This window comes from Yoonia sp. F2084L (genome assembly GCF_023015625.1).
In the GTDB taxonomy this organism is placed as follows: Bacteria; Pseudomonadota; Alphaproteobacteria; order Rhodobacterales; family Rhodobacteraceae; genus Yoonia.
In genome coordinates this window covers 75,356-96,643 of the sequence record NZ_JALKAH010000001.1, presented here as the reverse complement: position 1 = coordinate 96,643, position 21,288 = coordinate 75,356, and the positions used below count along the sequence as shown (strand labels likewise).

The window sequence follows — 21,288 nt, the reverse complement described above, 5'->3', positions numbered from 1 at the left end:
TCTTAGTGATTACGTTGCGCTTTTAGCTCTAGCCGGCGCTGATGCAGAACAGGCTCGGTGTAACCGGACGGCTGAATGCGACCTTTGAAGACCAGATCACAGGCCGCTTGAAAGGCGATCCCGGTGAAATCCGGTGCCATCGGGCGATAAGCCGGGTCATCCGCGTTCTGACGATCCACAACCGCGGCCATCTTGCGCATCGCCTCCATGACCTGTTCTTCGTTGACCACATCATGGTGCAACCAGTTGGCAAGCGCCTGGCTTGAAATGCGGCAGGTTGCGCGGTCTTCCATCAGGCCCACATCATTGATGTCGGGCACCTTTGAGCAGCCAACACCCTGATCAATCCAGCGCACAACATAGCCAAGGATACCCTGCGCGTTGTTTTCTATCTCCTTGATCTTTTGGGCGTCGGTCCAGCGTTGATACTGCGCCAGCGGAATATCAAGGATCGAAGAAACATAGGCGCGCCGCCCCCCCTTCAGCAGCTTGGCCTGCACGGCCATCACATCCACTTTGTGATAGTGCAAGGCATGCAGCGTGGCGGCGGTGGGGCTAGGCACCCATGCGCAGTTCGCGCCTGACTGCGGGTGGCCGATCTTTTGTTCCAGCATCGCCGCCATCATGTCGGGCATGGCCCACATGCCTTTGCCAATCTGTGCCTTGCCGGAGAACCCGCACTCCAGACCGATATCGACGTTTTGATCCTCGTAGGCACCAATCCACTGTTTACGTTTGATAAAATCTTTGCGGCTAAAGGGCCCGGCCTCCATCGAGGTATGGATTTCGTCACCAGTCCGATCAAGAAAGCCGGTGTTAATGAATGCAACACGCGACTTGGCCGCGCGGATACATTCCTTGAGGTTCACTGTCGTGCGGCGTTCTTCGTCCATAATGCCAATTTTGACAGTGTTGCGCGGCAAGCCCAGCGCGTCTTCGACCATGGCAAAGATGTCGTTTGCAAAGGCAACCTCATCAGGGCCGTGCATCTTTGGCTTCACCACATAGACCGACCCCAGGGCCGAGTTGCCACCTTCGCGTTTGAGGTCATGCATGGCGATCATCACCGTGATCATCGCATCCATCAGCCCCTCGAACACCTCATCGCCATTGGCGTCAAGGATCGCAGGGTTCGTCATCAGGTGGCCCACATTACGAATCCACAAGAGCGCCCGGCCTTTGACCGACAAATCGCTGCCATCGGGTGCGGTATAGAGCATGTCATCTGCCAAGCGGCGTGTCATCGTTTGACCGCCCTTTTGGAATTCTGAGGTCAGGTTTCCCTGCATCAGGCCCAGCCAGTTGGTATAGGCCTCAACTTTGTCTTCAGCATCCACACAAGCCACGCTGTCTTCGCAATCCATTATGGCGGAGACAGCGCTTTCCAGACGCACATCAGCCAGCAAAGCCTGATCACGGCTGCCGATGGGGTGGGCCCGGTCAAAGACCAATTCAACATGCAAACCATTGTTGCGCAGCAGGATGGCGTCCGGCGCTTTGGAGTTGCCCCGGTAGCCCACGAACTTTTCGGGGTGGCGCAAGGGATTGTCGTCGATCAGCAGCGCGCCATCACGGACATAGTATCGCGACACATCTGCGTGGCTGGTGCCTGTAATCGGGAAAGCTTCGTCCAGAAACACACGGGCACGGGCAACAACGCGGGCACCGTGCCCACGATCATATGGCCCATTGGGCGGCTGTACGCCCATCGCATCGGTGCCGTAAAACGCATCATAAAGGCTGCCCCAGCGCGCGTTAGCCGCATTCAGTGCAAAGCGGGCGTTGGTGATGGGAACAACCAATTGCGGTCCGGGAACTGTCGCGATTTCAGGATCAACATTGGTGGTGTCAATTGCGAAGTCGTTGCCTTCGGGCACCAGATACCCGATCTCGTTCAAGAACACCTCATAGGCGGTGCGGTCCAGTGGTTGACCACGCCGTTCGACATGCCACGCATCTATCGTCGCTTGTAACTCATCGCGCTTTGCCAAGGCTGCGCGATTGCGCGGCGTCATCTCGGTCACAAGAGCCGCAAAGCCTTTCCAGAAGGTATCACCATCAATACCGGTGCCGTCCAGCGCCCGGTTGTCAATGAACTCCGCCAGCTCTGCCGCGACTTTCAGACCATGCTTTTCAATGCGATCCGTCATGACAACTCTCCTATTGCGTCACTTGCATACGACGGCACACGACCGCCACGCGAAGGACCTAGTGCCATTATTTCCGATAGGCAACAAACGAGGGCAGGTTTTGTTTACGTGGGATCAGCGGCTTCCGCCTTGCGTTGTGATTTGCACCGCTCTGAGCAATAGCGGACCTCATCCCAGACCTTGGCCCATTTCTTGCGCCATGCAAAAGGCCGGCCACAGGTGGCACAGGTTTTTTGTGGCAGGTCAGCTTTGCGGCGCATCTTAGGCATGTCCGGGAAGTAAGGCGGTAGGGGCGCATTTCAACGTGCATATTCGCGGTGGCACAACCTGCGTTGCCGCTCTACCTTTGCGCCAAACCAACAGAGGATTGTTCCATGAAAGATGCCGCCCCGCAGACAATCTACCTGGCTGACTATACCCCGCCAAGTCATCTGGTGGATGCGGTGCATCTGACCTTCAAGCTCGGGGCGACAAACACACGTGTTGTCTCACGCATTGCCTTTCGACCGAACCCTAAGGCTGTAAGCAACGTCTTCTTCTTGCACGGCGAAGATTTGGCACTGATCAGTGCGAAGATTGACGGCCAGCCCATCACCCCGGACCTTAGCGCTGAGGGTCTGCGCTGCGCTGTTCCCGACACCCCTTTCATATTCGAGGCTGAGGTTGAGATCAGCCCGGCCACGAACACCGCCCTTGAGGGGCTTTACATGTCGAACGGGATGTATTGCACCCAATGCGAAGCCGAAGGGTTTCGCAAAATCACCTATTATCCCGACCGCCCTGATGTGATGGCGGTGTTTACGGTGCGGATTGAAGGCGACTTGCCAGTTCTGCTGTCCAACGGCAATCCGGTGGCTGCGGGCGATGGCTGGGCCGAATGGCATGACCCATGGCCCAAGCCCGCCTACCTCTTTGCTCTGGTTGCGGGCGATCTTGTTGCGCATTCTGATACGTTCATCACCAAATCAGGTCGTGATGTCGACCTCAACATTTGGGTCCGCCCCGGCGGGGATGAAGGCAAATGCGTCTTTGGCATGAAGGCGCTAAAGGCATCAATGAAATGGGATGAGGATGTCTATGGCCGCGAGTACGATCTGGACCTGTTCAACATTGTTGCGGTTGACGACTTCAACGCCGGCGCGATGGAAAACAAGGGGCTGAACATCTTCAACGCCTCTGCCGTGCTTGCCTCGCCCGAAACCGCCACTGACGCGAACTTTGAGACGATTGAGGCGATCATCGCCCATGAGTATTTTCACAATTGGACAGGCAACCGCATCACTTGTCGCGATTGGTTTCAGCTTTGCCTGAAAGAAGGGCTGACCGTCTTTCGCGATCAACAATTCACTGGTGACATGCGCAGCCATGCCGTCAAACGCATCGACGATGCAATCGTCCTGCGCGCCTATCAGTTCCGCGAAGACAACGGCCCTCTTGCCCACCCGGTACGACCTGACAGCTTTGTTGAGATCAATAATTTCTACACCGCAACGGTTTACGAGAAAGGCGCCGAGGTTATCGGGATGCTCAAGCTTTTGGTGGGTGATGACGCCTATGCCAAAGCGCTTGACCTCTATTTCGAACGGCACGACGGGGATGCCGCCACGATCGAGGATTGGTTGCAGCTGTTTGCGGACACAACCGGGCGCGACCTGTCACAATTTGCCAAATGGTACAGTCAGGCGGGCACACCGCGCATAACGGTGACCGATGACTACGCAGACGGCACATATCGATTGCATCTGCGGCAAGAGACCCCCGCGACACCGGGCCAAGACAAGAAGGAACCTTTGCTGATACCGATTGCCGTCGGCCTGCTGAACAACAATGGCGCAGAGGTGGTGCCAACCACGGTGCTGGAACTCACGGATGCCGAACAGACCTTCACCTTTGGCGGTCTGGCGGACAAGCCGGTGCCCTCTGTCTTGCGAAACTTCTCTGCCCCCGTGATCGTGCATCACGAACGCACCAACGCAGAGCGCGCATTTTTGCTGGCCCATGACACCGACCCGTTCAACAAATGGGACGCGGGGCGCACATTGGCCCAAGACCTGTTGATGCGGATGATACGAGACGATGCAACGCCAGATGAGGCGTTTCTTGATGGGCTGGCCGCGGTGCTGCGCGATGATACGCTGGATCCCGCGTTCCGTGCACTGGTTCTTCGCCTGCCGAGTGAGGAAGACACCGCACAAACCTTGTTTGATGCGGGGGACACCCCTGATCCGGCAGCGATCAACCAAGCACATGAGACACTCAAACTGCATATCGCTCAGCATTTGCAGGATACTTTGCCCCGCATTTACGCCGACATGATCGTCACTGGTCCCTATACGCCTGATGCCGGACCTGCGGGCAAGCGCGCGCTTGGCAATGCGGCGGTCTCTTTGATCAGCAAGCTTGATGGTGGCAAACAGGCGGCACGGCAATTTGCGCAAGCCGACAACATGACCCAGCAACTTGGGGCGCTGCGGGCCTTACTGCAAATCTCAAAGGGCGCGGATGAACTCACGGCCTTCGCGCAACAGTGGCAACATGACCGGTTGGTGATGGATAAGTGGTTTGGCTTACAGGTCAGCCTTGCGGCACCGGATCAGGCCGCCGCAACCGCAAAACGCCTGACGGCGCACCCGGACTTCGACATCAAGAACCCGAACCGGTTCCGGGCTGTTTTTGGCGGGCTGAAGTCCAATACCGCCGGGTTTCACCATGCATCCGGGGCTGCCTATGATCTGCTGGCCGACTGGCTGATCAAGCTGGACCCGCTCAACCCGCAAACCACCGCGCGTATGACGACATCTTTTGACACGTGGCGGCGCTATGACACTGACAGACAAGACAAAATGCGCGCTGCCCTCACACGTATAGCGCGAACGCCTGACCTGTCGCGCGATACCGCCGAGATCGTCACCCGCATTTTGGGCTAATTTTTGCCTAATCATTGGGCATTTTTTGCAAGCTTTTGCCGTTGTCCCGCTGTCATAAGATTGTCGTGGAACCGTTACATGAGGCTGCGCATTGATGGCTTATGGAACATCGCATTGACCCGCTGATCGCTGAACGCGCCCCGTGGCTGTACAGTGGTCGCCCCGGAACACGCATCGCCAAGCGGTGCCTGAACCGAATTCTTGGTTACAACACCACCGTTGAAATCGCCAAATCATTGGAATACGCGCCGTCAGAGCAAATCATGCATACCATGGCAGAGCGTCTGGCCAAAATGGTGGATGCCACCGGCTTGGGGCATATCCCCGCGCATGGTCCCGCGCTGATTGTGGCCAACCACCCTACCGGGATCGCTGATGGCATCATCCTGAACGGGCTGATCGCCGCCGCACGTCCTGACGCCTATTTCTTCGCCAACCGGGATATCCTGCGCGTGTTTCCACAGATGGAAACGATGATTGCACCGGTCGAGTGGCGCACCGAGCAGCGCAGCCATGCCAAAACCCGCGAGACAATGGCATATGTGCGCACGGCAACCGAAGCTGGTAGGCTTGGCGTTATCTTCCCTTCTGGTCGTTTGGCCAAACGGCGCGGGCTACGTTTGTATGAACGGCCTTGGATGGCCTCAGCCGCGATGATCGCGCGCAAGTTCGATCTGCCGGTGATCCCGGTCAACATTCAGGCGCGCAATTCAGCGCTGTTTTACCTCTTTGATCTGATCCACCCAACATTGCGCGACATCACGCTGTTTCATGAAACGCTGAACAAGGCGCGCCAGCCCTTCAAGGTCACCGTGGGCGAGCCGATTTCGGCGGCCTCCATCCCGCGCAACTCTGAAGCCGGGATAGAGATGCTGCGCCGCGCTACGCTGGCTTTGGGTGGGAAGGATGCGCCTACCGTGAACCTTGTTGCCACGTCCCGCGCGTTTGCACGGCCTGCGATTGGGAAATAGGGCCATCATGTTCTCTTGAAGCTGCCTGCGCCTTCTTTTAAACGAAGGCGAACGCAGACAAAGGAAGCGCCCCATGCTCGACCTCCAGTACACAGCCCCGGCCCCCAAAGTTATCGCCGGCGCCACTAGCGATTGGGAATTGGTGATCGGGCTTGAGGTCCATGCGCAGGTCGCAACCAACGCCAAACTGTTTTCCGGCGCATCCACGCTTTTTGGTGCCGAACCAAACAGCAACGTCGCATTCGTGGATGCAGGTATGCCCGGCATGCTGCCTGTCATCAACGAAGGCTGCATCGCCCAAGCAGTGAAAACCGGGCTGGGGTTGAATGCTCAGATCAATCTGATGTCAGCTTTTGATCGCAAGAACTATTTCTACCCTGATCTGCCGCAGGGCTATCAGATTTCGCAGCTTTACCACCCGATCGTTGGCGAAGGCGAAGTGTTGGTTGAAATGGGCAATGGCGAAGCCCGCAATGTGCGCATTGAGCGTATCCATCTTGAGCAGGACGCTGGTAAATCCATTCACGACATGGATCCCGCGATGTCTTTCGTCGACCTGAACCGCACCGGTGTCGCACTGATGGAGATCGTCAGCCGCCCCGATATTCGCGGGCCCGAGGAAGCGGCAGCCTATGTGCTGAAACTACGTCAAATCCTGCGTTACTTGGGCACCTGCGACGGCAACATGCAAAACGGCAACCTGCGGGCAGATGTGAACGTATCGGTCTGCCGTCCCGGTGATTACGAAAAATACTGGGAAACCCAAGACTTTAGCCACCTTGGAACGCGCTGCGAGATTAAGAACATGAACTCTATGCGGTTCATCCAGATGGCAATTGACTATGAGGCGCGCCGCCAGATCGCCTTGATCGAGGACGGCAAAGAAGTTGTGCAGGAAACGCGCCTTTATGATCCCGACAAGAACGAAACGCGGTCCATGCGGTCCAAGGAAGAGGCACATGATTACCGCTACTTCCCTGACCCTGATCTGTTACCGCTGGAGATCGAGCAGGCTTGGGTTGATGATATCAAAGCATCTTTGCCAGAACTGCCGGATCAGAAGAAAGCACGCTTTATCAGTGACTTTGGATTGTCAGACTACGATGCATCCGTCCTGACAGCAGAAGTCGCAAACGCGGAGTACTTTGAAAAAGTGGCCGAAGGACGCGATGGCAAGCTGGCAGCGAACTGGGTGATCAACGAACTCTTCGGGCGACTGAAGAAAGAAGATCACAGCATCGAAGATAGCCCTGTGGCCGCCAGCCAATTGGGTGAACTCATTGGTCTGATCAAAGCAGGTGACATCAACGGCAAGATCGCCAAGGACGTGTTTGAAATCTGCTACACCACAGGCCGCGATCCTGCCGAGATTGTCGAAACCGAAGGCATGAAACAGGTCACGGATACCGGTGCAATTGAAACGGCTGTCGATGAAATCATCGCAGCAAACCCCGCGCAGGTGGAGAAGGCGCAAGCCAATCCCAAACTGGTCGGCTGGTTTGTGGGTCAGGTGATGAAGGCCACTGGCGGCAAGGCAAACCCTGCTGCGGTGAACCAGATTGTATCAGCGAAACTGGGGCTTTGACGGCGCTTTGCCACGGCGCATGCGTTAGGCGTTGGCACGGGCGCACAGTTTTGATACACGCGTCTGGGTGGAAACAGGGGTGAGGCCATGACCTTTGAGTATAAAATCGTACCGGCACCAACGCGCGGACTAAAGGCGAAAGGCGTGAAAACGGCCGAAGATCGCTTTGCCAATGCGCTGCAGACGGCGATTAATGAATGGGCTGCGGATGGCTGGGAATATCAGCGCGCCGATACACTGCCCTGCGAACAACGCGAAGGGTTAATGGGCAAAACCACCGTCTACCAAAACATGCTGGTGTTCCGCCGCGCCAAGGAAGTCGCCAAATCGGTCGCGGCGCCGCCAGAGCCGCCGGTTGTATCATCACCTCCGAAAACCGGTGAAGAGCGCCTTATCGAAAAGAAGCTGGTTGCCACCCCGAAGCCAAGTACCGACGATGACGCAGCGCCCGACACGGATGTGAAACCCGTTTCGGACAAAAAAGCCGGACCATCGGCAGATGTCGCCGCCGAATAACTACCGAATATCAATCGCGAGCGCATGAATACGCCCAATGATGTCTTTTCCCAAAGCCGCGTGAATGGCGCGGTGGCGCGCCACGCGCGACATATCGTCCAGCGACGCCGCCTTCACCACAATCCGCCAATGGCTTTCACCTGACCCATCATCGCCCGCATGCCCTGCGTGCAAGGCACTTTCGTTAATCACTTCGACATGTTCTGGCGTAAGACCGCCCAACGCATCACGAATTTCGCTTTCAAGTGCCATTTATTTTTGCCTGCCCTCTTCAATCTTTAGCCACACAGTCTAATGTGTCTTCTCCGAGTCGAAAAGGTACCACGCGCCATGAAGAAAGATGATCCTTTTGGTTTCGACATGTCTGTGTCGAGTTCAAAGAAGAAGAACCCGCGCGGACGCCGTGGGATGTCTGGCGCGTCTGAGACGTCAACGCGGGTATGCGATCACGAAGGCTGCCAAGAGGCAGGCAAGTACCGCGCGCCCAAATCACCGGACATTTTGGACGACTTCTTTTGGTTTTGTCAGCAGCACGTGCGCGAATACAATCTGAAGTGGAATTTCTTTGACAGTACGTCAGAGGCAGAGCTTGCGGCCCAAATGGACAGCGACCGTGTCTGGGAACGCCCCACAAAGCCGTTCAAGCGCACGGTGGAAGAGGCCGCATGGGCGCGTCTGGGTGTGGATGACGCCCATCAGGTGCTTGGCGAAAACGCAACCCGCAATCCGGGACGTGGTGCGGCATCGGGGCGCAAGCTGCCCCCCACCGAACGCCGTGCGGTTGAGATTTTGGAAGCCAAAGACAACATGTCCAAACAAGAGATTCGCAAAGCCTACAAGGCGCTGATCAAAGTGCTGCACCCGGACATGAATGGCGGCGATCGCAGCCAGGAAGAACAGCTGTCAGAGGTTGTTTGGGCCTGGGATCAGATCAAAGTAAGCCGCAACTTCCGCGAAAAAGACTGAGGCGCCCGAAGGCGCCCCAATCCACTCTGCTAAAAGTGTTTGTGATATCAATCGCGGTGGTAGAGCTGCGTGCGCGACAGCGTGCTTAACCGCTCGGTGGCGCGTTGTTTGGCCGAACGTCCGAGGCCAAAGGCGCGTTCTTCAGTGAGCACACCCATCAGCATATGCGCCCCGATCAGGACAACAAACCAAGCAATCGCCAGCCAAGGCTTGGCAATAAACTCTGAAATCAACAGCACCGGCGCATAGGCAGCACCGAAAACTGGCGCAATCAGCATACCCGCGGCAACTGACGCGATCAGCGCAACGGCAATTGCTCCGATGATGGCACGCCCAAATCCCATTGCGCCCGTACGTCCCATCCAGCCGCGCGCCGTATAAAGTGCGACCGCGCCGCTTAGTCCACCGGCCAGGATTGTCCAAAGAACGAACAGTGGTGATCCAACCGGCTGGGCATTTACGCCTTCAAGACCGGATACAATCAACACCGTGATGCCAGCAGCCACAGCAATCACTGCGGCGTAGGCAATAACGAAAGACTTTTCGCCTTTCGTCAGGTACATTTTGTCTGCAAAACGCGCGAACATAGCGTTTATCCCCCATAACTCGTTAGTAATGAACGTTAGCCATTCGACCGAAATGTGGTCTGTGCCAAACGTCACAAGAAATAATTTTCTTATAGGCAAGAAATTGCCACAAATTGATCCGTTCCTCAAGAACAAACCGGCTGTTGCACGCTGGAAAGTGAACAAGGTACGGAAATCCATACCATTTATTCCAACGCTGAAACGATAGCGGCGAGCAGTTTACCGCTTGTTAACCCTCTGGGCCCTTCTGAGGCGGTTTTCTGTTCACACTTTGTTAGCAAATAGAATCGCTTAGGTTGTATTAACCCGAACTAAAGACCGTCCTTCAGGCACGAAAGACCAAACTGACACCGTTCAAACAGTGCCGCTTGCCGGTCGGCTGCGGCCCATCATCAAAGATATGCCCAAGATGGCTGCCACAGCGGCGACAATGCACCTCTGTACGCACGCGGAAAAGCTTGCGATCGGGTTTGGTGCCGATGGACCCCGGCAGACTGTCGTAAAAGCTGGGCCAGCCTGTGCCACTGTCGTATTTGGTGGCCGATGGATAAAGCGCCAGATCACAACCGCGACAGTAATATGTCCCATCGGCATAGTTTTTGTCCAAAGGCGAACTGCCGGCTCGCTCTGTTCCTTCGTCGCGCATCACACGGTATTGGGCGTCGGTCAGCATCGCGCGCCATTCGGCCTCTGTACGGGTGATTTCAAACTGCTGCGCCTGCAAAGCGGCGGGGGCCACGGCACTGCTGAGCGCGGCAAGCGTAAATGTACGACGATTGATCATGGAGTATTCCTTTATGTTTGCCACAATATACCCGCCTACGCATCTGGACGCCTAGCGCTAAGGCATGAAACCACGCGCATGTGATCGGCTGTCATTTGTTGCATCTCACAAGGCAAATGCGCCCTTTCCCTTGCAGCGCCTCGGTTTATGTTGCATTTCCGACCCAAGACTGAACGACGATTGAAAAAGGTACCAAAGATGGCGGACGGTATGACGGACATGCAAGCAAAACCAACCGAGGATATCTCGGTCCGCGAAGTCTTTGGCATCGACAGTGAAATGAAGATCAAAGGGTTTGCTGACCGGTCTGATCGCGTGCCTGAAATTGACAGCACCTACAAGTTTGATCCCGACACGACTTTGGCGATCCTTGCGGGCTTTGGCTATAACCGCCGCGTGATGATCCAAGGGTATCACGGGACGGGTAAGTCCACGCACATCGAACAGGTCGCAGCGCGCCTGAACTGGCCTTGCGTCCGGGTGAACCTTGATAGCCACATCAGCCGGATCGACCTGATTGGTAAGGACGCCATCAAGCTGCGTGATGGCGTGCAGGTCACTGAATTCCACGAAGGCATCCTGCCGTGGGCGCTGCGCAACCCGGTTGCGATTGTGTTTGACGAATATGATGCAGGTCGCGCCGACGTGATGTTCGTGATCCAGCGCGTGCTGGAAACAGATGGCAAGCTGACGCTGATGGACCAGAACGAGATTATCACGCCGAACCCATACTTCCGCCTGTTTGCGACGGCGAACACTGTTGGCTTGGGCGACACAACTGGCCTCTACCACGGCACACAGCAGATCAACCAAGCGCAGATGGACCGCTGGTCACTGGTTGCGACATTGAACTACCTCAGCCATGACGCCGAAGCCGCGATCATCCTGTCGAAGTCGCCACACTTTAATACTGAAAGTGGACGCAAACAGATTAGCCAGATGGTTACCGTCGCTGACCTGACGCGAACCGCCTTTATGAATGGTGACTTGTCTACGGTGATGTCACCCCGGACTGTTCTTGCATGGGCCGAAAACGCGCGCATCTTCCAAGATGTGGGTTACGCCTTCCGTCTGTCCTTCCTGAACAAATGTGATGAACTGGAACGTCAGACAGTGGCTGAGTTCTATCAGCGCTGCTTTGATGAGGAACTGCCAGAGAGTGCGGCAAGCTTGAGCCTCGGCTGAATAGACCACGACGGGATTAATTCGGAAGACCCCGCTGTTCGCACGGCGGGGTCTTTTCATTTTCGCGATCGCACATTGAGCGAAACCATGTCTTCATAATCTGCGTGCAATATGGGCTATAATTTCGCCACATTGCCCGGATTACATGCAGTATGAAAACTTTTCTGGCCTCCTGCGCTGTCTTGATTTCACTCGCCCCAGCACTGCGGGCGCAAGACAATGCACAATTGCAAACATTTGCGACCTGTGCGGGCCGCCTGTCTGCCGTGATGGAACATCAGTGGATGTTTGACGGCGATGCATCAGAACAGACCAAAGCGCAGCGCGCGACGGTGTTAGAGCTGATCTCGGCGATCATGGAACCAGACATGGGCCGTCAGGTATTGCATTGGCGGCTGACTGGAAAGCAGGCGCATAACGTCCTTTTGACACGCGCGACCTTCAATCAAGATGCCAGCGATGCGATCTGGGCGCGCGAGCAAGCCACCCTTTATGAACGCGAATGTACAGGGCTTTTGTTAAGTTAAAGTCGAACGATTTGGGAATGCCACAGGCTTGTCATACGGAAGCCGGTTTTCTAGGAATGATATCAGCAAATTATCTTTGGACCGGAGCCACCACATGAAGATGACAATTGGAACAGCGCTGCCCGACGACTACGTGGTCAGCCATGAGGATCTGGCCGAAACGGCATCAACCCTAATCGCCCATGCCTTGCTGCCGCTATTTGCCGAAAACATGAGCGAAGAGATGGCCAAGGCCAACGTCGAAGGCATCGTGACAGAACTAGCCTATCTATTCGATGAAGGCGAAATCGAACTGGGCGGAAAGACGTTCCGCCCGCGTCTGGCCTTTGTGGATGAAACGGGCGCGATCCTGCCCGGTGCCGCTGAATTGGTCACATTGCACCAACTGGCCGAAGACCCGTTTGAGATCGCACCAGAGGCCGGCATCACATTCGAAGAACCTGAATTCGTAGAAGAGTAGCTTTCCACCCCTCCGGGACTGGTCTTTACCCCGCCGCAGTTCTAGTTTGTGGCGGAGCAAAGGACCCCGCGATGAACAAACCATCTGACAACCCTGCCGATCCTTTCAAAAAGGCATTGGCCGAAGCGACCAAAGTCATGGCGGATGACCCCGAGTTGGCGGTCACCTATTCGGTTGATCCCGCAGGGCAAACCGCTGACACGATCCGCTTGCCTCAGGTTTCGCGCCGGATGACACGCGACGAGGTGTTGCTGGCGCGTGGTACGGCGGATGCCTTTGCACTGCGACACAAATTTCATGATCCCAAGGTATCGGCCCGCTATATGCCGCAAGGCCAGATGGCGCAGGATTTGTACGAGGCCATGGAAACCGCCCGGATTGAGGCCGTTGGCGCAGAATATATGCCCGGCACGGCTGGCAATATCGACGTCAAAATCGGAACCGAGGCGATGCGCAAGGGCTATGATCAGATCAGTCAAGCCTCTGACGCGCCTTTGGCGGTTGCTGCTGGCTATCTGATCCGCCATTTGGCGACGGGGCGTGATCTGCCCAAAGGCGCCGAAAACGTCATGGAGCTGTGGCGCGGGTTTATTGAGGATCATTGCGGCGGCACGCTGGAAAACCTGACGGATACGCTGAATGATCAGCAGGCATTCGCGAAATTCGCGCGACAGTTGATCAGCGACATGGGGTACGGCGATCAATTGGGCGACGATCCTGATACGCTTGACGATGATCAAGAAGACGAGGCCGAAGACGGGTCTGACGACGATCAGGACGAGCCCGATAGCACGGGCGAGGACGATAGCGAAGGCGAAGAGGCCGAAGGCACGCCGGAGCAGTCTCAGGAAGATCAACAGGATGCCAGCCAAGCGCAGGTCAGCATGGACGATCAGGCTGATGCTGAGATGGGTGAAGAAGCCGAAATGCCCGAAGGTGAGGCCCCGCTTGAGCCACCTGCCCCACAGCCGGTGTCTGATGCTGATCCTGACTACAAAGTGTCGACAGTTGAATTCGACGAAGAGATCGGGGCCGAGGATTTGGCCGAACCTGTCGAATTGGAGCGCTTGCGTGCTTATTTGGATCAGCAGCTTGAGCCGCTGAAGGGGGCCGTATCCCGGCTTGCCAACAAATTGCAGCGCCGCTTGCAGGCCCAGCAGAACCGGTCGTGGGAGTTTGACCGCGAAGAGGGTATTCTGGATGCGGGCCGCTTGGCACGCGTCGTTGCCTCGCCTACGACGCCGCTGTCCTTCAAGGTCGAAAAAGACACTGATTTCCGCGATACGGTTGTGACGCTGCTTTTGGACAACTCCGGCTCTATGCGCGGCCGCCCGATTTCCATTGCCGCCATTTGTGCCGACGTCATGGCGCGAACGCTTGAGCGTTGCGATGTGAAGGTCGAGATTTTGGGCTTTACCACGAAGGCATGGAAAGGCGGCCAGAGCCGTGAAAAATGGCTGGCTGATGGGCGTGAAGCGACACCCGGTCGTCTGAACGATCTGCGTCACATCATCTATAAATCTGCCGATGCGCCATGGCGCCGTACCCGGCCCAATCTGGGGCTGATGATGAAAGAAGGTCTCTTGAAGGAGAACATCGACGGTGAGGCGCTGGAATGGGCGCACCGCCGCATTGTTGGCCGCCAAGAGCAGCGTAAGATCCTGATGGTGATCTCTGATGGTGCGCCTGTCGACGATTCAACTTTGTCCGTTAACCCTGCGAACTATCTGGAAAAACACCTGCGTGACGTGATCGCGATGGTCGAGAAACGCAAGGCGGTTGAACTGGTGGCGATTGGTATCGGGCATGACGTGACCCGCTACTATGAGCGCGCGGTGACGATTACGGATGTGGAACAACTTGCCGGTGCAATGACCGAACAGTTGGCAAGCTTGTTTGACAGCGATCCACGAAAACGCGCCCGTGTCCTGGGGATGCGGAAGGCGGGCTAGCCTTCGGCGAAAGTTTGATTGGACGAAGAAAGTAGATTGGGTTTCACTTATGTTTCAGACGTTTGAGGCGCAATCTTCACCGGATCAAGGGCCGCCAAGACTGGCGGCGTTACGTGACGAAATGATAAAGCGCGGGTTTGACGTGTTTTTGGTGCCGCGTGCCGACGCGCACCAAGGTGAATATGTCGCCCCGCGTGATGCGCGGCTGGAGTGGTTGACGGGGTTTTCGGGCTCTGCGGGGTTTTGCGCGGTGTTGCCGAATGTCGCCGGTGTCTTCATTGATGGGCGCTACCGCGTGCAGGTCCGCGCGCAGGTCGCCAATGCCTTTACGGCGGTGCATTGGCCAGAAGTCCAACTGGTTGATTGGCTGAAGCAGCAGATGCCGGGTGGCGGCAGACTGGCCTATGATCCGTGGTTGCATACCGTGTCCGAGATCGCAGGGCTGCGCGAGAAACTCGCCGGGTTTGAACTGGTCCCTACCGACAACCTTGTGGACGCGATTTGGGATGACCAACCTGCTCCACCTGATGCCCCTTTCACCGCCCATGCGCTTGCGCATGCGGGTGAGGCGCATGACGCAAAGCGTGCGCGGTTGGCAGCACAGATGACTGAAAACGCAGCGGTGCTGACCTTGCCGGACAGCATTGCTTGGCTGCTCAATATCCGGGGTACGGACATTGCGCGCAATCCGGTGCCGCAGGCCTTTGCTGTTTTGCACAATGATGGGCGCGTGGATTTGTTTTCCGGGGCTGGTAAGACTGATGCTATTGCTGATCACCTTGGGGATGCCGTCACCGTGCATGACGTTAGCCGTTTCATGGCCATGCTAAACAGCCTGCAAGGCCAGGTACTGATCGACAAGCGCACCTGTCCTGATATCGTCGCCAGCACTTTGCGTGAAGCCGGGTGCGATGTGGTGCAAGGTACAGACCCGTGCATCTTGCCCAAAGCATGCAAGAACGACGCCGAAATCGCGGGCGCAAAAGCTGCTCATGAACGCGATGCCGTTGCGATGGTGCGCTTTCTGGCATGGCTGGACGCAGAGGCCCCCAAAGGCGGACTGACCGAGATTGATGTCGTCAAAGCGCTTGAAGGGTTCCGCATGCAAACCAATGCGCTGCGCGATATCAGCTTTGAAACCATCTGCGGGTCTGGACCCAACGGCGCTATTGTTCATTACCGCGTCACCGAAGAAACCAACCGCCCTGTCACGCAAGGTGACCTGTTATTGGTCGATAGCGGCGGGCAGTACATTGACGGCACCACTGATATCACCCGCACGATGGCGATTGGCACGCCCACGGATGAGCACAAGGCCTGCTATACGCGCGTCCTGCAAGGCATGATCGCGGTCAGCCGTGTCCGCTTTCCCAAAGGCGTTGGCGGACAGCATCTGGATGCGCTGGCGCGCGCGCCTTTGTGGATGGCAGGTCAGGATTATGATCATGGCACGGGACATGGTGTTGGTAGCTATCTGAGCGTGCATGAAGGACCGCAAGGCATCTCGCGCAGGTCGGAGGTGGCGTTGCAAACCGGGATGATTCTGTCAAACGAGCCGGGCTATTACCGCGAAGGCGCATTCGGCATTCGCATCGAGAACCTGATTGTCGTCATCGAAGCCCCTGCCCTTACTGGCGGCGACGATCGCGATATGCTGTCCTTTGAAACGCTGACCTATGTGCCTTTTGACCGGCGGCTGATCAATACGGACCTGCTGACAAATGCAGAACGGGGCTGGATTGATCGTTATCATAACGATACATTGTCGCTTCTTGCTTCCCGACTGGATGCGCAGACACGCGATTGGCTGACCAAAGCCTGCGCGCCGCTCTGACATCAAACTGTCATTCAACACGCATGCGTTGGTCCGGCTTGCCGGTCACTGGCGACTTTTGACGAAAAGGAAATCACCATGGCTGATCACATCAAAATCCGTCCTGCCACAGGCACTTGGGTTGTCCGCGCAGCAGGCGCTGTCATCGGGGAAAGCACCAATGCGCTGGAACTGGTTGAAGGTGATTATCCGCCGGTGATCTATTTTCCGCGCGAAGACCTTGCGATGGCGTTTCTTGAACCAACCGATCTAACCTCAAAATGCCCCTACAAGGGTGAAGCGAGCTATTTCACCATTGAAGCCAAAAGCGGGCCAATTGCGAATGCGGCTTGGTCCTATGAGGCCCCAAAAGAGGCCGTCGCCGCGATTAAGGACCACCTCGCCTTCTTCTCTGAAAAAGTGGCCGTCGAGCAGGTTTAGGAATGTTCCTCTGCTGCGGTTTCTGACAAGGCGCGGTTCATCGCACGCAGCGCATCGACCTGAAACAAGGCGCCCCAAAGCTCTGGCGGGCTATCTTCGCCACCCAAGGTCACGACCGGGATAAAACGGTGGCCTTGGCCCTCAAACATAGGCATCGCCTGCTCAAGCGTGGCATTACCGTCAACATACACACCGTCCCGCACCAGATCCCAGCATTCCTCTTCTGAAGCGGCGTTCTTGTCGTGCACCGCACGCATGATGGACGACACTTTGAAGGTGGCCAAAAGATAGGCCTGCGGTCCGGCGGCCAGGTGGACATTGCGCCGCTCAAGCTGGGTCAGGAAGAACGACCGGTCCACAAGCCGCGATGACAGCGCGGACGACAGCGACACAGCGACCATAACAGCAAGACCTGTTTGCCAATCGCCCGTCAGTTCGAACACAATCAACGTGGTTGAAATCGGCGCGCCCAGCACTGCCGCCGCGACCGCACCCATACCGGCAAGTGCATAAAGCGTTTCACTGCCTGATACGGTTGGAAAAATCGGTGTGGCGATCAGGCCAAAAGCCAAACCCGTCAGTGCACCCACCATCAAAGAAGGCGAGAAAACCCCACCACCCATACGCCCCCCCATCGTGATGGCGACGGCGGCCACCTTGAGGATGACAAAGACGATGGCCTCATACAGCACCAATTCGCCCGTCAGCGCGGCCGATGTTGTCTCATATCCGACACCAATGATATGCGGCCACCAGATTGCCAATGCCCCCAACATCGCGCCAGCGATCGCAGGGCGTAGGTAGCGTGGAATACCGGTTTCACGTTGCACGTAATTGCCGAAGTCTTCCGCCCAGAAAATCGCCTTCATCAAGGCGACAGCGACAAGCCCGCAAACCAAACCGAGGATCAGAAACGCGGGCAGTTCCACGTAGAACCCAAGGGCATTCTGAACTGGCAAAGCGAACTCGGTCACGTCACCAAACACCAGCCGGTTGATAACGGTGCCAACGGCAGAGGCAATCACAATCGGGGCGAAAGCATGCACAGCAAAGTGACGCAGAACGACCTCCAGCGCGAACAAGGCTCCGGCAATAGGGGCGTTAAAGCTGGCAGAGACAGCCGCCGCGACAGCGCAGCCCAGCAAATCGCGGCCCGTGATCCCATTGGCGTTGATCCAGCGGCAAACACCGGTTGAGATGACGGCGGCAAGGTGTACCACTGGCCCTTCGCGGCCAGATGACCCACCCGTGGACAGCGTGATCATTGATGCGGCTGCCGATGCCAGCCCCCGCCGGACTTCGACGCGGCCTTCGGACAGTGCGGCCCCTTCGATCACGTCGGCCACCGACCGGACCCGCCCATCATCGGTAAACCGATCAAGGATCAGGCCAACGATCAACCCGCCGCATATCGGGATCAGCAAAATCTGATACCACGCCAGCCCTGCCGCAAAAGAATGCAGTGTCAGAACATCATCGGTTCCATAGGCTGTGGTTTGAATGGCGTAGATACCCAGTCGGAACAAAACAGCGGCAAAGCCTGCCGCAATACCAATCGCCAAAGCAATGAACCAGAACTGGATCTGGTTCGGGCCATGGGTTTTCATGGCCTTTGCGGCGTCACGACAAGCCGTCGTTGCGTCAGCAATCCCTTGCTGTAGCAACGCTTTGACTGGCTTACCCATCAGGTTGGCTTTCTTGCGAGGCGCGGTTGCGCTGTCGAATATCACACGACAGACGCAAGCCCCTGACGTCTTTTCAGGTCTATTTCATGCTTTGGGTGCTTCCAAGCGGAAATTCATCGGCTTTGCATCCGGGGCCGGTCGTCGCAGATCATCGGGAGGGTCTTGATACATGCATCCCACGACTGGAATTCTACACGACAGGCATGGATTTTTTTGCTGCAAACAAATAAGCACAACCCATCTTGATCGTAATTTTAGCCCGCCGGATAATTCAAATATGATAAAAGAAACCCAGCTTGCCGGTGTCGTCGAGATTACACCGCGTCGCTTTGCGGACGGACGCGGCCATTTCAGCGAGACCTACAACGCAGAAACGCTAGCCGGCTTGGGCATTACAACCGAATTTGTGCAGGACAATCAGTCTTATAGCAAAGATCAGGGCACAATGCGGGGTTTGCATTATCAGGCCCCACCGGCAGCGCAGGCCAAGCTGATCCGCGTGTTGCAGGGGGTCATTTTGGATGTTGCGGTTGATGTGCGCAAAGGCGCGCCGACCTATGGCAAATGGGTTGCGGTCGAATTGTCGGATACCACAGGCAATCAGTTGCTAATCCCCGCAGGGTTCTTGCACGGGTTCATCACCCGCACGCCTGATTGTATGGTCGCATATAAATGCTCAGCCACCTACGCGCCAATGTGCGAAGGTGCCGTACGCTTTGACGATCCCGACCTCGCGATTGACTGGGGCATTGATGCAAGCGAAGCGGTATTGTCGGACAAAGACGCCGCCGCCGCATCCTTTCAAGATTTCAAATCACCATTTGTCTACGAGGCCACGCCATGAAAATCCTCGTCACCGGCGGTGCGGGTTTTATCGGCTCAGCCGTTGTGCGGCAGGCTGTTGCGGCAGGTAATAGCGTCGTGAACCTGGATGCGCTGACCTATGCGGCTTGTCTGGCCAATGTGGCGGATGTTGCAGACAGCCCACTTTACGCGTTCGAGCACGCGGATATTTGCGACAGACCTGCATTAGACCGCATCCTTGCCAGCCATGCGCCCGATGCGATCATGCATTTGGCCGCGGAGTCGCATGTGGACCGTTCCATCGACGGCCCCGGCGCCTTTATCGCCACGAATGTCACCGGCACCTACACCTTGCTGGAAGCGGCTCGCGCCTATTGGGAAGCACGCGGCAAGCCTGATGCTTTCCGTTTCCATCACATCTCAACCGACGAGGTTTATGGCTCTTTGGGGTCTGAGGGTCAGTTCACCGAAGACACGCCCTATGATCCGCGCAGTCCCTACTCTGCATCCAAAGCCGCCAGCGACCATCTGGTCCGGGCATGGGCTGAAACATACGGCCTGCCTGTTGTGCTGACCAATTGTTCCAACAACTACGGACCATATCATTTCCCTGAAAAGCTGATCCCTGTGGTGATCCTCAACGCGCTGCACGGCAAACCAATCCCTGTGTACGGTAAAGGCGAAAACGTGCGCGATTGGCTTTATGTCGAAGATCACGCCGACGCCTTGCTGACCGTGCTGACCCGTGGGCAGATCGGCCGCAGCTACAACATTGGCGGTGAAAACGAAGCGCGCAACATTGATCTGGTGAAGATGATTTGCGATCTGCTGGATCAACATCGCCCCGATAGCGCGCCCCATGCAGACCTGATTACTTACGTCACTGACCGCCCCGGCCATGACCTTCGCTATGCGATTGATCCAAGCCGGATGCGTGACGAACTGAATTGGCGGCCTTCAGTCACGCTGGAAGAAGGGCTTGCCAAGACTGTTTCATGGTATCTTGAAAACAGCTATTGGTGGCAGCCTTTGCTGGACCGTGATGGTGTCGGCACGCGGTTGGGTACTGCATGAATATCCTTGTTTTTGGTCAAACGGGGCAAGTCGCCCGCGCGCTCATCGCTGCGGGACCAGACGCTGGGGTTCAGATTACGGCGTTGGGACGCAACGCTGCTGACCTGAGTGACCCAGACGCCTGCGCCGCAGCAATCACTCAGAGCAACGCGGACGCGGTGATCAATGCCGCAGCATGGACCGCTGTCGATGCCGCAGAGGAAAACGAAGCCGCCGCCCGGGTGATCAATGCCGATGCCCCCGGTGCGATGGCACTGGCCTGCACCGCAAAGGGCATACCCTTCATCCATATTTCGACCGACTATGTTTTCGACGGCACAGAAGGGCCCGCATGGCAAACCGACGATGCGACGGGACCTTTGGGCGCTTACGGGCGCACCAAGCTGGCCGGTGAACAGGCCGTTGTGGCTGCGGGTGGCACGCATGCCATTCTGCGCACGGCTTGGGTTTTTGATGCGACAGGCAAGAACTTTGCCACAACAATGCTGCGACTATCCCAAACCCGCAATGCGCTGACAGTCGTTGGCGATCAGATTGGCGGACCAACCCCGGCTGACGCGATTGCGGACGCCTGCATCACGATGGCAAAGGCGATGACTGCAGGCCAAGATGCCAGTGGCATTTATCACTTCAGCGGCGCGCCCGGTGTATCATGGGCCGATTTTGCGCGCGCCATCTTTGACGTGGCAAAGCGCGATGTCACGGTCACCGACATCACAACGGCCGACTACCCAACGCCTGCCAAACGCCCGGCGAATTCACGGCTGGATTGTACGAGTATTGAAGAAACCTTTGGCATTAAGCGACCGGATTGGCGCGCGGCACTAACAAAAATGTTGGGCCAGCTATAATATCGCCCAA

The 21,288-nt window shown here is 56.6% G+C and carries 20 protein-coding genes; 14 read left to right on the top strand and 6 right to left on the bottom strand.

The genetic code is table 11. The features are described 5' to 3' along the window. Window positions 1-2 precede the first annotated feature (2 nt). On the bottom strand, window positions 3-2,150 hold the full coding sequence (locus tag MWU60_RS00390) for a malate synthase G (protein WP_247225065.1): 2,148 nt from the start codon (window positions 2,148-2,150) through the stop codon (window positions 3-5). 104 nt (window positions 2,151-2,254) lie between these two features. Beyond that, window positions 2,255-2,419, bottom strand: coding sequence for a DUF2256 domain-containing protein (locus MWU60_RS00385; protein WP_247225064.1), 165 nt, complete (start codon window positions 2,417-2,419; stop codon window positions 2,255-2,257). A 105-nt stretch (window positions 2,420-2,524) separates the two neighbouring features. Here MWU60_RS00385 and pepN point away from each other — a divergent pair, with 105 nt between their 5' ends. The 4 genes from pepN (at window position 2,525) to MWU60_RS00365 (ending at window position 8,149) form a co-directional block, all read left to right on the top strand. Next, window positions 2,525-5,077, top strand: a complete 2,553-nt coding sequence (gene pepN / locus MWU60_RS00380) for an aminopeptidase N (protein ID WP_247225063.1) — start codon at window positions 2,525-2,527, stop codon at window positions 5,075-5,077. A gap of 101 nt (window positions 5,078-5,178) precedes the next feature. Next, window positions 5,179-6,048 (top strand): lysophospholipid acyltransferase family protein, encoded by an 870-nt coding sequence (locus MWU60_RS00375; RefSeq protein ID WP_247225062.1) that lies wholly within the window; start codon window positions 5,179-5,181, stop codon window positions 6,046-6,048. A 73-nt stretch (window positions 6,049-6,121) separates the two neighbouring features. Further along, a complete protein-coding gene (gene gatB / locus MWU60_RS00370) occupies window positions 6,122-7,633 on the top strand; it encodes an Asp-tRNA(Asn)/Glu-tRNA(Gln) amidotransferase subunit GatB (protein WP_247225061.1) in 1,512 nt (503 codons plus the stop codon). Between the two features lie 87 nt (window positions 7,634-7,720). Continuing rightward, the gene (locus tag MWU60_RS00365) at window positions 7,721-8,149 is read left to right on the top strand and encodes a DUF4177 domain-containing protein (RefSeq protein WP_247225060.1); all 429 of its coding nucleotides are present in this window, start codon (window positions 7,721-7,723) and stop codon (window positions 8,147-8,149) included. Here MWU60_RS00365 and MWU60_RS00360 read toward each other — a convergent pair whose 3' ends face one another. Then, window positions 8,150-8,401, bottom strand: a complete 252-nt coding sequence (locus MWU60_RS00360) for a BolA family protein (protein WP_247225059.1) — start codon at window positions 8,399-8,401, stop codon at window positions 8,150-8,152. A gap of 78 nt (window positions 8,402-8,479) precedes the next feature. Between MWU60_RS00360 and MWU60_RS00355 the strand changes: the two genes are divergently transcribed. After that, entirely contained in the window at window positions 8,480-9,115 is a 636-nt protein-coding gene (locus tag MWU60_RS00355; RefSeq protein WP_247225058.1) for a DnaJ domain-containing protein, read from the top strand. A 47-nt stretch (window positions 9,116-9,162) separates the two neighbouring features. Here MWU60_RS00355 and MWU60_RS00350 read toward each other — a convergent pair whose 3' ends face one another. After that, window positions 9,163-9,678: a hypothetical protein gene (locus MWU60_RS00350; protein ID WP_247225057.1), complete on the bottom strand. Its 516-nt coding sequence runs from the start codon at window positions 9,676-9,678 to the stop codon at window positions 9,163-9,165. 349 nt (window positions 9,679-10,027) lie between these two features. Next, on the bottom strand, window positions 10,028-10,483 hold the full coding sequence (gene msrB, locus MWU60_RS00345; RefSeq protein WP_247226126.1) for a peptide-methionine (R)-S-oxide reductase MsrB: 456 nt from the start codon (window positions 10,481-10,483) through the stop codon (window positions 10,028-10,030). A 201-nt stretch (window positions 10,484-10,684) separates the two neighbouring features. On the opposite strand from msrB, the gene cobS reads away from it, so the two are divergent. The 6 genes from cobS to MWU60_RS00315 all read left to right on the top strand — a co-directional run bounded on the left by cobS (window position 10,685) and on the right by MWU60_RS00315 (window position 16,864). Then, complete coding sequence (gene cobS, locus MWU60_RS00340; RefSeq protein ID WP_247225056.1) at window positions 10,685-11,671, top strand: cobaltochelatase subunit CobS; 987 nt, start codon at window positions 10,685-10,687, stop codon at window positions 11,669-11,671. A gap of 152 nt (window positions 11,672-11,823) precedes the next feature. Beyond that, window positions 11,824-12,198: a hypothetical protein gene (locus MWU60_RS00335; RefSeq protein ID WP_247225055.1), complete on the top strand. Its 375-nt coding sequence runs from the start codon at window positions 11,824-11,826 to the stop codon at window positions 12,196-12,198. Window positions 12,199-12,292: 94 nt separating this feature from the next. Then, window positions 12,293-12,658, top strand: coding sequence for a hypothetical protein (locus tag MWU60_RS00330; RefSeq protein WP_247225054.1), 366 nt, complete (start codon window positions 12,293-12,295; stop codon window positions 12,656-12,658). Between the two features lie 71 nt (window positions 12,659-12,729). Then, on the top strand, window positions 12,730-14,610 hold the full coding sequence (gene cobT / locus MWU60_RS00325; protein ID WP_247225053.1) for a cobaltochelatase subunit CobT: 1,881 nt from the start codon (window positions 12,730-12,732) through the stop codon (window positions 14,608-14,610). Window positions 14,611-14,659: 49 nt separating this feature from the next. Continuing rightward, a complete protein-coding gene (locus MWU60_RS00320; RefSeq protein ID WP_247225052.1) occupies window positions 14,660-16,444 on the top strand; it encodes an aminopeptidase P family protein in 1,785 nt (594 codons plus the stop codon). A 78-nt stretch (window positions 16,445-16,522) separates the two neighbouring features. Continuing rightward, window positions 16,523-16,864 carry a DUF427 domain-containing protein gene (locus MWU60_RS00315; protein WP_247225051.1) on the top strand — a complete coding sequence of 114 codons (342 nt, stop codon included), beginning with the start codon at window positions 16,523-16,525 and terminating at the stop codon, window positions 16,862-16,864. Here MWU60_RS00315 and MWU60_RS00310 read toward each other — a convergent pair. Further along, window positions 16,861-18,471, bottom strand: coding sequence for a chloride channel protein (locus MWU60_RS00310; protein ID WP_247226125.1), 1,611 nt, complete (start codon window positions 18,469-18,471; stop codon window positions 16,861-16,863). The two genes, MWU60_RS00315 and MWU60_RS00310, sit on opposite strands and share 4 nt — an antisense overlap. A 355-nt stretch (window positions 18,472-18,826) precedes the next feature. Between MWU60_RS00310 and rfbC the strand changes: the two genes are divergently transcribed. Genes rfbC through rfbD form a run of 3 tightly spaced genes read left to right on the top strand, consistent with a single transcriptional unit; the run spans window position 18,827 to window position 21,278 of the window. After that, window positions 18,827-19,393, top strand: a complete 567-nt coding sequence (gene rfbC / locus MWU60_RS00305) for a dTDP-4-dehydrorhamnose 3,5-epimerase (RefSeq protein ID WP_247225050.1) — start codon at window positions 18,827-18,829, stop codon at window positions 19,391-19,393. Continuing rightward, window positions 19,390-20,427 carry a dTDP-glucose 4,6-dehydratase gene (gene rfbB, locus MWU60_RS00300; protein WP_247225049.1) on the top strand — a complete coding sequence of 346 codons (1,038 nt, stop codon included), beginning with the start codon at window positions 19,390-19,392 and terminating at the stop codon, window positions 20,425-20,427. Before rfbC ends, rfbB begins: the two co-directional genes overlap by 4 nt. Further along, complete coding sequence (gene rfbD / locus MWU60_RS00295; RefSeq protein WP_247225048.1) at window positions 20,424-21,278, top strand: dTDP-4-dehydrorhamnose reductase; 855 nt, start codon at window positions 20,424-20,426, stop codon at window positions 21,276-21,278. Before rfbB ends, rfbD begins: the two co-directional genes overlap by 4 nt. Window positions 21,279-21,288 lie beyond the last annotated feature (10 nt).